At 68.8% G+C, this 13788-nt stretch carries 12 protein-coding genes and 1 pseudogene; 8 read left to right on the forward strand and 5 right to left on the reverse strand.

What is annotated here, in order from left to right:
- The first annotated feature begins 56 nt into the window (after positions 1-56).
- Both SBI67_RS22095 and SBI67_RS22100 read left to right on the forward strand, forming a co-directional pair.
- Positions 57-1262, forward strand: a complete 1206-nt coding sequence (locus SBI67_RS22095; protein WP_266049135.1) for a CoA transferase — start codon at positions 57-59, stop codon at positions 1260-1262.
- Complete coding sequence (locus SBI67_RS22100) at positions 1259-2059, forward strand: acyl-CoA thioesterase domain-containing protein (RefSeq protein ID WP_266049134.1); 801 nt, start codon at positions 1259-1261, stop codon at positions 2057-2059. The genes SBI67_RS22095 and SBI67_RS22100 overlap by 4 nt, the downstream gene beginning before the upstream one ends.
- Here SBI67_RS22100 and SBI67_RS29160 read toward each other — a convergent pair.
- The 5 genes and pseudogenes from SBI67_RS29160 to SBI67_RS22125 form a co-directional block, all read right to left on the reverse strand.
- Positions 1996-4443 (reverse strand): annotated as a pseudogene (locus tag SBI67_RS29160) (AMP-binding protein); the annotation flags it as partial. The gene SBI67_RS22100 and the pseudogene SBI67_RS29160 overlap by 64 nt on opposite strands.
- A complete protein-coding gene (locus SBI67_RS22110) occupies positions 4440-5480 on the reverse strand; it encodes an ABC transporter ATP-binding protein (protein WP_318982636.1) in 1041 nt (346 codons plus the stop codon). The pseudogene SBI67_RS29160 and the gene SBI67_RS22110, both read right to left, overlap by 4 nt.
- Positions 5477-7027: an ABC transporter permease gene (locus tag SBI67_RS22115; RefSeq protein ID WP_266049132.1), complete on the reverse strand. Its 1551-nt coding sequence runs from the start codon at positions 7025-7027 to the stop codon at positions 5477-5479. Before SBI67_RS22115 ends, SBI67_RS22110 begins: the two co-directional genes overlap by 4 nt.
- Positions 7028-8044, reverse strand: a complete 1017-nt coding sequence (locus SBI67_RS22120) for an iron ABC transporter substrate-binding protein (RefSeq protein WP_318982637.1) — start codon at positions 8042-8044, stop codon at positions 7028-7030. It abuts the gene before it with no gap.
- A 56-nt stretch (positions 8045-8100) separates the two neighbouring features.
- Positions 8101-9015, reverse strand: a complete 915-nt coding sequence (locus tag SBI67_RS22125) for a hypothetical protein (RefSeq protein ID WP_318982638.1) — start codon at positions 9013-9015, stop codon at positions 8101-8103.
- Between the two features lie 99 nt (positions 9016-9114).
- On the opposite strand from SBI67_RS22125, the gene SBI67_RS22130 reads away from it, so the two are divergent.
- The 6 genes from SBI67_RS22130 (at position 9115) to dprA (ending at position 13783) form a co-directional block, all read left to right on the forward strand.
- Entirely contained in the window at positions 9115-9474 is a 360-nt protein-coding gene (locus SBI67_RS22130; protein WP_266050353.1) for a heme-binding protein, read from the forward strand.
- A gap of 120 nt (positions 9475-9594) precedes the next feature.
- On the forward strand, positions 9595-9939 hold the full coding sequence (locus tag SBI67_RS22135) for a hypothetical protein (protein WP_318982639.1): 345 nt from the start codon (positions 9595-9597) through the stop codon (positions 9937-9939).
- A 288-nt stretch (positions 9940-10227) separates the two neighbouring features.
- Positions 10228-10677, forward strand: a complete 450-nt coding sequence (locus tag SBI67_RS22140) for a hypothetical protein (RefSeq protein ID WP_318982640.1) — start codon at positions 10228-10230, stop codon at positions 10675-10677.
- Between the two features lie 109 nt (positions 10678-10786).
- Entirely contained in the window at positions 10787-11149 is a 363-nt protein-coding gene (locus SBI67_RS22145; RefSeq protein WP_318982641.1) for a YraN family protein, read from the forward strand.
- Positions 11149-12666: a YifB family Mg chelatase-like AAA ATPase gene (locus SBI67_RS22150; protein ID WP_318982642.1), complete on the forward strand. Its 1518-nt coding sequence runs from the start codon at positions 11149-11151 to the stop codon at positions 12664-12666. The genes SBI67_RS22145 and SBI67_RS22150 overlap by 1 nt, the downstream gene beginning before the upstream one ends.
- Positions 12656-13783, forward strand: coding sequence for a DNA-processing protein DprA (gene dprA / locus SBI67_RS22155; protein ID WP_318982643.1), 1128 nt, complete (start codon positions 12656-12658; stop codon positions 13781-13783). The genes SBI67_RS22150 and dprA overlap by 11 nt, the downstream gene beginning before the upstream one ends.
- Positions 13784-13788 lie beyond the last annotated feature (5 nt).

Consider the following 13788-nt stretch of genomic DNA (forward strand, 5'->3'; position numbering starts at 1 on the left):
GTCGCCATGGCAGGGCGAGCGCATCAGCGCGGGACGGACCTGCCTATCGTGGGCGGGTGACCGACGCACCCCAGCCCGCCCGGCCGCTGTCCGGTGTCCGCATCATCGAGATCTCCAGCTTCGTCGCCGTTCCGCTGGCCGGTATGACCCTGGCCCAGCTGGGTGCCGAGGTGATCCGCGTCGATCCGGTGGGCGGGGCGGCCGACTATCACCGGTGGCCGGTGACTGCGGCGGGTGACAGCATCTACTGGGCCGGCCTGAACAAGGGCAAGCGGTCGGTGGCGGTGGACATGCGCTCCGAGCACGGTCAGCAGCTGGTCTGCCGGCTGATCGCCGACGCAGGCATTCTGATCACCAATGTTGCTGGGCGGCAATGGCATTCGTATGAGGCGTTGACGGCGCGGCGGCCCGATCTGATCCACGTGGAGATTTCCGGCCGGGCCGACGGTGGGACGGGGGTGGACTACACCGTCAATGCCGGGTTGGGGTTCCCCTTGGTGACCGGGCCGGAAGGGCTCGACGGACCGGTCAACCACGTGCTGCCGGCCTGGGATGTCGCCTGCGGCCTGTACGCGGCGCTGGCCGTCACCGCCGCGCTGCGGCACCGCGACAGCACCGGGCAGGGGCAACAGGTCTCGATTCCGCTGGAAAATGTCGCGCTGGCCACCGCAGGAAACCTGAGTTTCCTGACCGAGGTGATGGTCAACGGCACCGACCGGCCCCGGATCGGCAACTCGATCTACGGCCAGTACGGCCAGCAGTTCGCCAGCGCCGACGGTGCCTCCTTCATGATCGTCGCGCTGACCGGCCGGCATTTCCGGGACTTGGCCGACATCACCGGCAACACCACAGCCGTTGCCGCCCTTGCCGAATCGCTGGGAGCAGATTTCACCGACGAGGGACAGCGCTACCGCCACCGGGACGCGCTGACCGGGCTGTTCACGCCGTGGTTCAGCGCGCACACCGCCGAGGAGATCACCGCCGCGCTGTCGGACACCTCGATCCTGTGGGAGCGCTACCGCAGTTTCGCCGAGGCCGCCGCCGACCCCAAGGTGACCGCCAACCCGTTGTTCACCACGGTGGATCAACCACGTATCGGCAGCTATCTGGCGCCCGGACTGCCGATCGCCGTCAACGGTGTCTATCCGCCCGCGGTCCCGGCCCCCGCCCTCGGGGACCACACCGCGCAGGTGCTCGCCGAGGCGTTGGGGCTCGGTGCCGACGAGATCGCCACCCTCACCGAGGCGGGCACGGTGGCATGAGCGACCTCGCCGCGCTGCTCGCGCTGACCGATGCCGGCCACGACGCATGGACGGGGCCACCCGGCGGGCCGGAAGGCAAACGCGCCTTCGGCGGATTGATCGCCGCGCAGAGCCTCGCCGCGGCCTGCCACACCGTCGACGACGGGTACCAGCCCACCAACATGCATCTGCAGTTCCTGCGTGGCGGGGACGCGGGAGCGGCGCTGGATCTGCGGGTGGACCGGATCTACGACGGGCGCACCGCCGCGGCGCGGCGGGTGGAGAGCCGGCAGGCCGGACGGCTGCTCACCACGGGGACCGTCTCGTTCACGGTGCCCTTGAGCGGGCCCGAACACGGTGTGCGGGCGGCGATGCCGACGCATCCGGACCACCTGCCGCGGACCGGGCCGCCCGGCCCGGCGCCGGCGCTGCCGCTGACCGAACTCGACATCCGCATCGAGGACAGCGGAGCCGGCACCGATTTCCTGCGGCGGATGTGGTGGCGGGTGACAGCGCCGCTGCCGAATGACCCACTGCTGCACACCCTGATCGCCGTCTACATCACCGACCTGTACGGCGTCGACCCCGCCTCACACGTGCACGGCTCGTCGATGCGTGAGCGCGTGCACCGCACCAGTACCACCGATTCGTCGATCTGGCTCCATCAATCCGTGCGCGCCGACGAGTGGAACCTGCTGGAGTCGTCGTCCCCGGCCGCGGCGCGCGGCCGCAGCGTGATCACCGCCAGTCTGCTGCGCGCCGACGGCACCATCGCCGCCACGCTGGTCCAGGAGGGGCTGCTCGCCGACCGGGACTGACGAATCCGCTCGCGGATCCAGGCGATCAGCCGGCTCAGCAGCACACCCGCCGCGATCGAGGCCAGCACCCCGAAAAGCCGGTGCTCACCGAACAAGGGATACACCTGGAAGTGCGTGAGATAGGTGTACAGCGACGCCTCGGCGATGACGCCCGCGATCACCGCCACTCGTGCCGGGCACCGCAGCGCCGGCAGCCAGATCAGCAGCGCCAGCCCGGTGAACACCAGCACCTCGCGGCCCGTGGTGCCGAAATACCCGTGCAGGCCGGCGGCGAGCACCGCGGTGACCGCCAGCCGCTGCCATGCCGACGTGGCCTTCGCGGCCGCCCAGCCCGCCGCGAAGAACCAGAAGGCCAGCATGGAAAACCAGGCGTCGTGGCCGGGGAATTCGAACCGCAGCACCACCCCGATCGCCAAGAACGTTGCGGCGAAGGCAAACGGATGGCGTCGTTCGACGGGGTCGGCCAGCCAGCACAGGGCGGTCAGCCCGACCAGCACCCACACCAGCACTTCGACGAACCACAGCCTGCCCGCCGTCATGCTGTCGGCGGGACCGAGAAACTTGTTGGCCAGCCACAGGTTCGTGCCGTGGTAGTCGTCGGTGATGACCAGCGCGATGGCCACCCAGGCAACCGCGGGCACCGCGATCGCACCGATGGTCCGGCGCAGGTGCCGCACCCGGTCGCTGCGCGACACCGGCGTCAGGCAGAACCGGCCGAAGTTGTAACCGGCCACGCCGAGCAGGATGTGCGCGCCGCCCCACAGGGTGAACAGTTCGGCGTGGGATCCCACGATCAGGACGATGGCCACGGCGCGCAGTGCCACGCTCGTTTCCAGCACGGTGCCGCGGGTGCCCGGCGGGGGGCTGTTCTCCAGGTCGCGCAACGGGATGCGTTGCCACTGCGGAGGCAGCCGACCGAGGAGCTTCTGCAGCCGCACCGACATCGCGACATAGGTCAGGGAGTTGCCGCCCAGATCGACAAAACTGGCACCGGGATCGATATCCGCCGGATCGACATGCAGCACCTCGCCGAACAGCGCACGCACCGTCTGGGCGGCCGGCGGTGGTGGCGCCAGCGCGCGCACCGCGGGATAGTCCGGCTTACCCGAGGCCAGCATCGGCAGCTCGTCGACCTGGACGGCGCGGACCGCGGCGGCCGGGATGCCGGTGCCGGTGGCCACCGCGCCGCGTACCCGATCCGGGTCGTCGAGCGTGGCCACCACGAGCGTGTCGTCATCGGCCGTGCACAGCGCGACCATGCCGCGGTCGCGCAGCGTGCCCTCCAGCCGCTGGAGGTCGATCCGCAGCCCGAACATCTTGACCATCCGGCTGGCGCGGCCGACCACCTCGTACAACCCGTTGCCGAGGTGGCGGGCCAGATCGCCGGTGCGCAACACCTCGACGGTGCGGCCCAGAGCGAGATCGCGGGCATCGTGGGCGTAACCGAGCATCACGTTCGGGCCGCGGTAGGTCAGTTCCCCGACCTCCCCGTCGGGGGCGTCGACCGCCAGGTGCCCGCCGGGGATCGCGCGGCCGGTCGCGCCCGGATGGCGCAGTGCCAGATCCGGCGGCAGATAGGCCATCCGCGCGGTGGCCTCGGTGGCGCCGTACATGACGAACAGCTCCCAACCCCGGCGTCGGCCCAGTGCCGCGATGTCCCGGACACGCTGCGGCGGCATCCGGCCGCCGGCCTGGGTGATGTAGCGCAGATCGGGCAGGTCCATATCGTCGAAGCCGATGCGCTCCAGCAGATCGAAGGTGTAGGGCACCCCGGCGAACGTGGTGGCGCGGTGCCTGCGGAACAGCACCCAGAACTCGTCGTCGGCCACCGACAGATCGGTCAGCAGCAGGGCGGCCCCGCGGAGCAGATGGCTGTGCACCACCGACAGTCCGTAGCAGTAGGACATCGGCAAGGTGGTTGCCGCGCAGTCGGTTTCACGGATGTCCAGGTACTCGGCGATGGCCGCGGCATTGGCGAGCAGGTTGGCGGTGGACAACCGCACCAGCTTCGGCGACCCGGTGCTGCCCGACGTCGACAGCAACAGCGCCAGTTCCGGGTTCAGACGATGCCCCTGGGGGCCGCGGTGGTGCACACCGTCGGCGTCGATGACGACGTCGGGCCGGTAGCACTCGACGAGATCGCGGTGATCACGCCCGGGCGGCACCGGCAGCAGAACCTGCCCGGCAGCCAGGGCTCCCAGATAGCGCACCAGCGTGGCGGTGTCGTTGTGCACCTCGATCAACACGATGCCGCGACTGGGCCCGAATTCCGTTGCGGCGCCGGCTACTCGGTCGGCAAGTTCCCGATAGGTCAGCGTCACATCCGCGCAGTGCACTGCGGGCCGGTCGCCGAAACTGGCGAGATGGTCGATCAGTGCGGTCACCGGTAAACCAAGCCGCTTCCCACGATGTCGATGCGTACCTTGGCGTTGACCGGTGGGGGTTCGACGCTGTGCTGCCGGACGGTGAACGCCGGGGTGTCTCCGCCCGGGTCGATGGTCAACAGCACCTCGTGTCCGAGGAACTCACTGGCGGTGACGGTGCCCAGACCGGCGCCGTGGTCGGTGTCGGCGGCCACGGTGGCGTGCAGTTGTTCGGGTCGCAGCATCAGGGTGCCGGGACCGTCCGCGGCGGCGGTGGGCACCCGGCCCAGCGCGCTCTCGGCGGATCCGTCCCGCACGATGCACGGCAGGAGCACGCAGTCGCCGAGGAACTCGGCGGTGAACCGATCCGCCGGCTGGCGGTAAACCTGTTGCGGGGTGCCGACACCGGTGAACCGGCCGTCACGCATGACGGCCACCTGATCGGCGGTCGACAGCGCCTCGGCCTGGTCGTGGGTGACCAGCAGGGTGGTGACACCGGCATCGCGGAGCACCTGCATCACCGCGTGCCGGGTGGCCGCGCGCAGGCCGGTGTCCAGCGCCGAGAACGGTTCGTCGAGCAGCATCAGGACCGGACGGCGGGCCATCGCCCGCGCCAGCGCCACCCGCTGCTGCTGGCCGCCGGAGAGTTCGTGGGGGCGTCGGTCGGCGAAGGACCGGTCCAGCGACACCGTGTCCAGCAGCTGGTGGACCCGTTCGCGCACCGGGGCGCTGCCGGCCCGTCCCGGCAGACCGTAGGCGATATTGGCGGCCACGCTCAGGTGGGGGAACAGGGCGCCGTCTTGGGCGACGTAGCCGACGGACCGGCGGTGCGCGGCGACGCATCGGCCGGGGCCGGCGACCTGTGTGCCGTCGATGGTGACGGTGCCCGCATCGGGCTGCTCGAACCCGGCGATCAGGCGTAGCAGCGTGGTCTTCCCGCAGCCCGATGCCCCGACGACCGCCGTCGTGCTGCCCGGTGCCAGGGCGAGGTCCACCGAATCGAGCACCGTCGCCGTGCCGAAGGATTTCGAAAGGGCGCTGATTTCAAGGGTGTTCACAGGGCCGCCACCTTGGTGGACTGTCTGAACAGCAGCACGGTCACCGGGATCGAGAGCAGCACCAGCAGCATGGCGTAGGGCGCGGCGGCGGCGTAATCCAACTCGCTGGACAACGACCAGAATCGCATGGCCAGGGTGCGGGTGCCGGTCGGGGCGAGCAGCAAGGTGGCGGTCAGTTCGGTGGCGACGGCCACGAACACCAGGCAGGCGCCTGCGGCCGCGGCGGGGGCGGTCAAACGCAACGTCACATGGACGAAGGTATGCGCCGGGGACCGGCCCAACGACAGCGAGGCCTCTTCCAGCCCGGGCGGCACCTGGGCCAGCCCCGAACGCAGGCTGACCAGAGCGCGGGGCAGAAACATCAACACGTAGGCGGCCAAGACCAGGGCGGTGGTCTGGTAGAGCGGCGGGGCGAACCGGATGGCCACCGTCACCAGGGCCAGCGCGGTGACGATGCCCGGCATGGCGCTGGTGATGAAGTTGGCGCCCTCCACGGACCGGGCCAGCGGGCCGCGGAAGCGCACGGCCAGCCAGGCGAACGGGAACGCCAGCACCGTGGTCAGTGCCGCCGCCACCGCGGCCAGGCTCGCCGTCTGCAGCAGCGCGGAGCCCAGGTCGGTGGCCGACCAGACCTGCATGCCGCCGATCCACAACCAGCGCAACACCGTCCACACCGGCACACCCAGCGCCAGTGCGGTCAGCGCGGCGAGCGCCGCAACTGCGGGTAAACCCATGGCGCGCAAGGGTATCGGGCTGACGGCGCGGGGTGCGCCGGACCCGATCCTGGCGAACCGGGCGGTGCCGCGCAGCGCCGCTTCGGTGAGCAGCAGCACCAGGCACAGCAGCACCAGGATTCCGGCCAGGGTGGCGCCGGCCGCACCGTCGAAGGTCGCCTGGAACTGCTCGAAGATCGCCGTGGTGAAGGTCGCGAAGCGCAGCATGGCGAACGCGCCGTACTCGGCGAGCAGATGCACGCCGATCAGCAGGCCGCCGCCCAGCAGCGCCAATCGCAGCTGCGGCAGCACCACCCGGAAGAACACGCCCACCGGACTGGAGCCCAGCGCGCGGGCCGATTCCTCGATGGCCGGGTCCAGCCGGCGCAGCGTGGCCGCAGCGGGCAGGTAGACGAACGGGAAATAGGACAGTGCCGAGACCAGCACCCCGGCGCCGAAGCCATGCAAGGTCGGCCAGACGCTCACCCAGGCATAGCTGTTGATGAACGCCGGCACGGCCAGCGGGGCCACCAGCAACGGGCGCCACACCGAGCGGCCCGGTACATCGGTGCGTTCCACCAGCCAGGCCGCACCCACCCCGACCACCAGGCACAGCGGCACCGTCACCACGACCAACCCGACCGTGTTGACCAACAGTTCGGCGACGCGGGGACGGACCACCAGCTGGTAGAGCTGGGCCGGCCCCGTGCTGGCGATAGCCCAGCCCACATAGCCGAGCGGGATGAACGTCAGTGCCACCAGCAGCGCCACGGTCGCGCTCAACACCGGCCCAGGCCCGGGCCGGGTGCGGCGTGGCGCCTCGGTGGTGACCACCTACAGCAGTCCCGCGGCGGTCATCAGGTCGGTCACCTTGGCGGCGTTCAGATCGGACGGGTTCACCTTCGGCGCCTGCAGGGTGTCCAGCGCGGGCAACGCCGGGTTGGCCGCGACATCGCTGCCGACCGGGTACTCGAACGAGGTGCCCTTCTGCAGCACCTCCTGGCCGGCCTTACTGGTGATGAACCGCAGGAACTGCTGGGCCTGGTCCTTCTTCTTGCTGGAGTTGAGGACACCGCCGCCGGAGATGCTGATGAACGCGCCCGGGTCCTGATTGCGGAAGTAGTGCAGGGCGGTGTTGGCGCTGATGTCCTTGGTCTTGGCCTGGTCGCGGAACCAGTAGTAGTGGTAGATGATGCCGCCGTCGACCTGACCGTCGTTGACGGCGCGCAGGGTGGCGATGTTGTCCTGGAAGACGGTCGCGTTGGTCTTCATGCCGGCCAGCCACGCGGCGGTGGCCTGCTCGCCGGTGAGCGCCAGCATGGCCGCCACGATCGCCTGGAAATCCGCCTTGGCCGGCGGGGCGCCCCAGCGGCCCTTCCATGCCGGCGATTGCAGGTCCATGATCGACTTCGGCAGCTGGTTTTCCTGTAACCGCGTCTTGTTGTAGACGAATACCGTGGTGCGTGCGGCGACACCGGTCCACTTGTTCGACGCGGGCCGGTACTGGGCGGGCACCTGCTGCTGGACCGTCGGGTCGACGTCGGCGAACAGCCCGGCCTTCTCGACCGCGGCCATCGCCGGGGAGTTCTCGGTGAGGAAGACGTCGGCCGGCGAGGCCGATCCCTCGGCGATGATCTGGTTGCCCAGTTCGGTGTCGCCGCCCTGCCGATAGGTCACCTTGATTCCGGTCGCCTTGGTGAACGCGTCGATCCACTCCTTGGTCAGCGACTCGTGCTGGGCGTTGTAGATCAGCAATTCGTCGCTGGGCTTGCCGGAGGAGCAGGCCGTGGCGGCGACCGCCATAGCCAGAACCGACAACAGCGCGGTGAATCGACACCATCGGGCGCGCATCAAGGGATCCTCTCGTAGTTGAGGCTGCCCTTAGTAACATACCGGTGCCGGTGCGGCTACTTTCGCGGTGCGATCGACGGTGGCGGTTCGGGGTTGCGGGGTAAGCGGATTCGTGGGTCCACCCATTCGACCGTTCCACCGCGGAAGGTGAAAAAGTCGGACGCGCCATACCCCGGGGCACGGTCGCGTGCCAGCCGCGGGGGCAGCGGCAATCGATACAGGCCCGCGCCGTCCCCATCGGTGTCGACAACCTGGGCGCCCGAACTGACGAGTTGCTCGAAAGTCAGGTAGCGCAAGGCAATTGACCGCTGGTCGGCATTGCGCAATCCGCAGACCTGCTCGATCGACATCTGCCGGCCGACGATCCGGCGATAGACCGGTTCGTCGAACTCGGTGCCGTGCAGGTAGAAAATGCCCGACCCGTCCGACCATTCGATGGCCGGGCGGCCGGTGTCGTCGTGTAGGACCCGATTTTCGGGCGTGGCGTTTTCGGGCGTGGCGTAGCGCACGGTCGGCATCGGGACCAGTAGCACCTCGCGGTGGATCGGCACGATCCAGCCCAGTCCGAGATCGCGCGCGGTGCGCATCGACTGGGAGAACCGTGCCCACCGGCTCACGGAGACGACGCTGATCGGCGGCAGCCACCGGGCGTCGGGGCGGGCGGCGACGAAACGGCTGTACAGGATGTCGCGCAGATCGTTGCGGACGACTCCGGGCACGTCGCCCGCGTCGTCGTTACCCGACCACCGGGCGATACGCGTCCAGCGCTTGTCCGGCCCGATGAGTGCGGCGATCTGCAGCGCCCGGTCGAGTTGGGGGAGCATCGAGTATTTGGTGCCCAGATGCACATCGCGGGAGACACAGAACTCGACGACGAGATCCATGACGGTATCGGCGTCGAACGAACCCAGGTCGGGGGTGTGCCGTGCCGGGAGGTCGAGATCGACGTAGGACTCCATGTCGAAAGTCATGGCGCGACGGTAACGCCGGGGTCCGACAAGTTCGCCACGCGTGCGATCCGGTGCGCGCAAAGACTGCGCATAGTCGCAGCCAATCCATAGGATCGAGCGATGAAGCCGATTGCCATCCTCCTGTTCAGCGCGTCCGCCGTCTTCGCGACCGTCGCCGCCCCGACCGCCGCTGCCGCTGATCCGTGCTCGGCAAGCGGCCTTGCCACCACCGCCAGCGGCGTGCTCAGCCAGGCCGGGGCCTATCTGGACGCCCACCCCGGCGCCAACGACGTGTTGACAGCGGCCGGCAATCAGTCGACCCCCGACGCCACCGCCGCGATCAGGGGTTACTTCGTCGGGCACCCGGGCGAATTCCTGGACCTGCAGAACATCGCCCGCCCGTTGACGTCGTTGCGCGGCCAGTGCGGTGTCGCGGTGTCGCCGGGCCAGTTGGCGGCGCTTTTCGATGCGCTGGCCTGACGGCCAGACGGAAGTTCGATGCGCTGGCCTGACGGCCAGACGGAAGTTCGATGCGCCGGCCGGTGAGTGAGTAGTCGACTACTCGTTTCCGGCGGGACCCGTCGTCCTACGTTTGTCGCCATGACAACGACGTGGGCACTCTCGATCCAGGCCGCACCCGGCGGCGCACTCGCTGATCAGCACGACGCGCTGCTCGCCTCGGTGGGGCCGTTCCTGGATTCGCTGCCGCGCCGGCGGGCCGGGCGCGTCGGCAACGTGTTGTCCTGCGAGTTGCTCAGTGCCAGGGGCATCCGGGAAACGAACAGTTATCTGGTGCTGATCGAGGTCGACCTGCCCTCACCGCGGGCGTTGCGCCGGCTGGCGGAAGAACTGACCGAGGTGCTTCGGGATGGGGCGACCGTGTCGGTTCTGGGTGAGTTCGATCGGACGACGAGATCGCCGGAGTCGCAGTTGATGGCTTGGTAATAAAGGGCTTTCGGCGTGATTTCGTGCTCGGAGTGGCATTTCAGCCTAAGAGCGCTGGCATACCGGTAGGAGAAGAGCGCGAAGGCTGCCCAGCAATATCAGTACGGACTATCTTGCGAGAGGCTCTCAGTCTCATTGTGCCGTCGATACCGGTGAGACATCGAAGTAGCGTAGCCAACTACTCATGTCCCAGCCGTCAATGAGCATGAGACTGATCCGGCCGGAACGTGCACACACGGCACGGAACGATCTTCTATCTACGAGGAGAGGATTGCTATGCCAACCGTCTTGGACAAGATCATCAAAGTGCCACTGTCACAGGCTCTCAGAGATCTGATTCTTCGTCGGCAGTACTACCTGACCTTCGTCAGCGGGACCATCACATGGCCGAAAGATTGGTACCAGCCGGGCGACGTGCCGGCAGTAATTTCGGTGCAAGCGAGCAAGTGGGTGAGCTCCCCGGGCATGTTTTCCTCAGCCGTGCTCGTGCGGCAAGGTCAGCTCACTGATGTCACTGTTACAGACGATCTGTGCTCCGTCGACTACATCATCGTCGGATTGCCGATGAACACCGAGTTCTTCGTCGAGGTGCGTGTGAAAGACCAGTCGAAATTTCATGCGCCAGGCAACACGGGAGTGAGTTTCTCTCCGACAGGCGACTGGATCTTCAAATTCTCCGGGAACGATGCGTCGAGGTCTGGAGTCAACTTCAGGGGGGCGTGGCAGCAAGTCAACTAGGCGGCCATCTTCTTGCCTGCTTGTGGATGGATCGGTGTTTGGGGATAACTGGGTCTGGTGCGGGTCGGCTGGGCCGGTTGTGTCGGGGGTGTTGATCAGTCTGTGATCCATGGAGACATGGAGTCGCGCCGAGATCGGGGCGTTGGGGGAGCGGTTGGCGGTTGAGCATCTGCAGTCGTTGGGTTTGCGGGTGTTGCAGCGTAATTGGCGGTGCCGGTACGGCGAGTTGGATGTGATTGCCGTCGAGGGTGCCACGGTGGTGTTCGTGGAGGTCAAGACCCGGACCAGTGATGCGTTCGGTGGGGTGGCTCAGGCGGTGTCGCCGGTGAAGGTGCGGCGGTTGCGGCGGTTGGCGGGGTTGTGGCTGGCGCAGCAGGACCGCAGTTGGGCGGGTGTGCGCATTGATGTGATCGGGGTGCGTATCGGGCGGACTCGGGTGCCGGAGCTGGCTCATCTGCGGGGGGTCGGCTGATGGCGTTGGGGCGGGCGTTTTCGGTGGCCATCCGTGGGGTGGAGGGTGTCATCGTGGAGATCGAGGCCGATATCGCCTCGGGTCTGCCGGGGGTGCATCTGGTGGGTTTGGGGGATGCGGCGTTGCAGGAGTCGCGGGATCGGGTGCGGGCGGCGATCACCAATTGCGGTAACGAGTGGCCGATGTCGCGGTTGACGTTGGCGTTGTCGCCGGCGACGTTGCCCAAGAACGGTTCGGCCTATGACCTGGCGTTGGCGGCGGCGGTGCTCTCGGCGCACGGCAAGAAGGAGTGGCCGCGGCTGGAGAAGACGTTGCTGTTGGGCGAATTGGCGCTCGATGGTCGGGTGCGGCCGGTGACCGGGATCCTGCCGGCGGTGCGGGCGGGTAAGCAGGAGGGCTGGCCGGTGGCGGTGGTGCCCGAGGAGAACTTGCCCGAGGCCAGTTTGGTGGAGGGGATCGAGGTGTGGGGTGTGCGCACTCTGCGGCAGTTGCAGGCGTGGTTGGCGGGTAAGGGCGGGTTGGCGGGCCGGGTGGATGCGGTGGCGCCGGCGCCGCGGCCGACGGTGGATCTGGCCGATGTGGTGGGCCAGACCCAGGCGCGTTATGCGGTGGAGGTGGCTGCGGCCGGTGCGCATCACTTGTTTTTGAGTGGCCCGCCGGGGATTGGGAAAACGATGTTGGCGCAGCGTCTTCCGGGTTTGTTGCCGCCGTTGTCGGATGAGGAGGCGTTGGAGGTCACCGCGATTCATTCGGTGGCGGGGTTGTTGACCGGGGCGACGCCGTTGATCACCGAGCCGCCGTTCATCGCCCCGCATCACACGTCGAGTGTGGCGGCGATGGTGGGTGGCGGGTCGGGTATGGCCCGCCCTGGCGCGGTGAGCCGGGCGCATCGCGGGGTGCTGTTCCTCGACGAATGCGCGGAGATCGGCACCAGCGTGCTGGAAGCCATGCGGACACCGTTGGAGGACGGCGAGATCCGGTTGGCCCGCCGCGACGGTGTCGCGCGCTACCCGGCCCGCTTCCAGCTGATCCTGGCGGCCAACGAATGCCCCTGCGCACCGGCCAATCCACGCGACTGCGTGTGTCCGGCCGCGGTGAAGCGCCGCTACCTGGGCAAGCTGTCCGGGCCGTTGATGGACCGGGTCGACCTGCGGGTGCAGATGCATCAGGTGCGTGCCGGGGCGTTCGCCGACCAGATCCCCGAACCGACGGCCGTGGTGCGCGAGCGCGTCGCGAACGCCCGCGCGGCGGCGGCGCAGCGCTGGCAACCCGTGGGGGTGCGCACCAATGCCGAGGTGCCCGGGCCGGTGCTGCGGAGGGCATTTCGGCTCAGCCGCGCGGCGATGGAGCCGCTGCGCAGCGCGCTGGATCGGGGCACGCTCAGTATCCGCGGCGTGGACCGCACCTTGCGGGTGGCATGGTCGCTCGCCGACCTCGCCGGAAAACAGTGCCCGACGGTCGAGGACGTCTGGACGGCATTGAGCTTTCGCGACGTGGTGGTGCACGATGGCCGATGACCGCACCCGGCAGGCCTGGGCCTACCTGTCCCGGGTCGTCGAACCGCCCTGCCCCGCCCTGGCCGCCTACGTCGTCAGGCACGGCGCCGTCGAGGCGGCCGACCGGATCCGGGCAGGCGATGAACCCGAATACCTGACCGATGTGGTCGCGCCACGCCGCGAACTGGATTACGTCGAGGACGATCTGACGCTGATCGACCGTCGCGGCGGCCGGTTGATCACCCCGGACGACGACGAATGGCCCCATTTGGCGTTCGCCGCGTTCGGCAATGACGCGGTGCGCAAGAAACAGGACGGGTACGTGCCGATGGTGCTGTGGGCGATCGGGCCCGCGCGCCTGGACGATGTCGCCGACCGCGCCGCGGCCATCGTCGGCACCCGGGCCGCCACCGCGTACGGCGAGCATGTCGCGGCCAGCCTGGCCGAAGGATTGGCCGAACAGGATGTGGCGGTGGTCTCCGGCGGTGCGTACGGCATCGACGGTGCCGCACACCGCGCGACACTGGCTGCCGACGGCTGCACGGTGGCGGTGCTGGCCGGCGGTATCGACGTGCCCTATCCCAGCGGGCATTCGGCTCTGCTGCACCGCATATCGCAGAGCGGACTGGTGGTCACCGAGTATCCGCCGGGGGTGCGCCCGGCGCGCTTCCGCTTCCTAGCCCGTAACCGTCTGGTGGCGGCGCTGGGTCGGGCGACCGTGGTGGTGGAGGCCGGATTGCGCAGCGGGGCCGCCAACACCGCGGGCTGGGCCGCTGCGATGGGCCGGGTGGTGTGTGCGGTGCCCGGGCCGGTGACGTCGTCGGCGTCGGCGGGCTGCCACGTGTTGCTACGGGGTGATGCGGTCTTGGTTGACCGGGCCGCGGAGTTAGTCGAAATCGTTGGCAGGGCAGGCGAGTTCGCCGACATTCCGGCGCATCCGGTGGCGAAGCTCGATGCCTTGTCCAGGCCCGAACGGGTGGTGTTCGAGGCGCTGCCGGCCCGCGGTTACCGCAGTGTCGAGCAGATCGCGCTCGACGCGGCCCTGGCGCCGGAGGCGGTGCTTGGGCCGCTGGCGTTGTTGGAGGCCTGCGGTCTGGTCGAGCGGCGGGACGGGAGATGGCGTATCGCGGTGACGTGAACCGA

This window comes from Mycolicibacterium chengduense, assembly GCF_033741155.1.
Lineage (GTDB): Bacteria > Actinomycetota > Actinomycetes > Mycobacteriales > Mycobacteriaceae > Mycobacterium.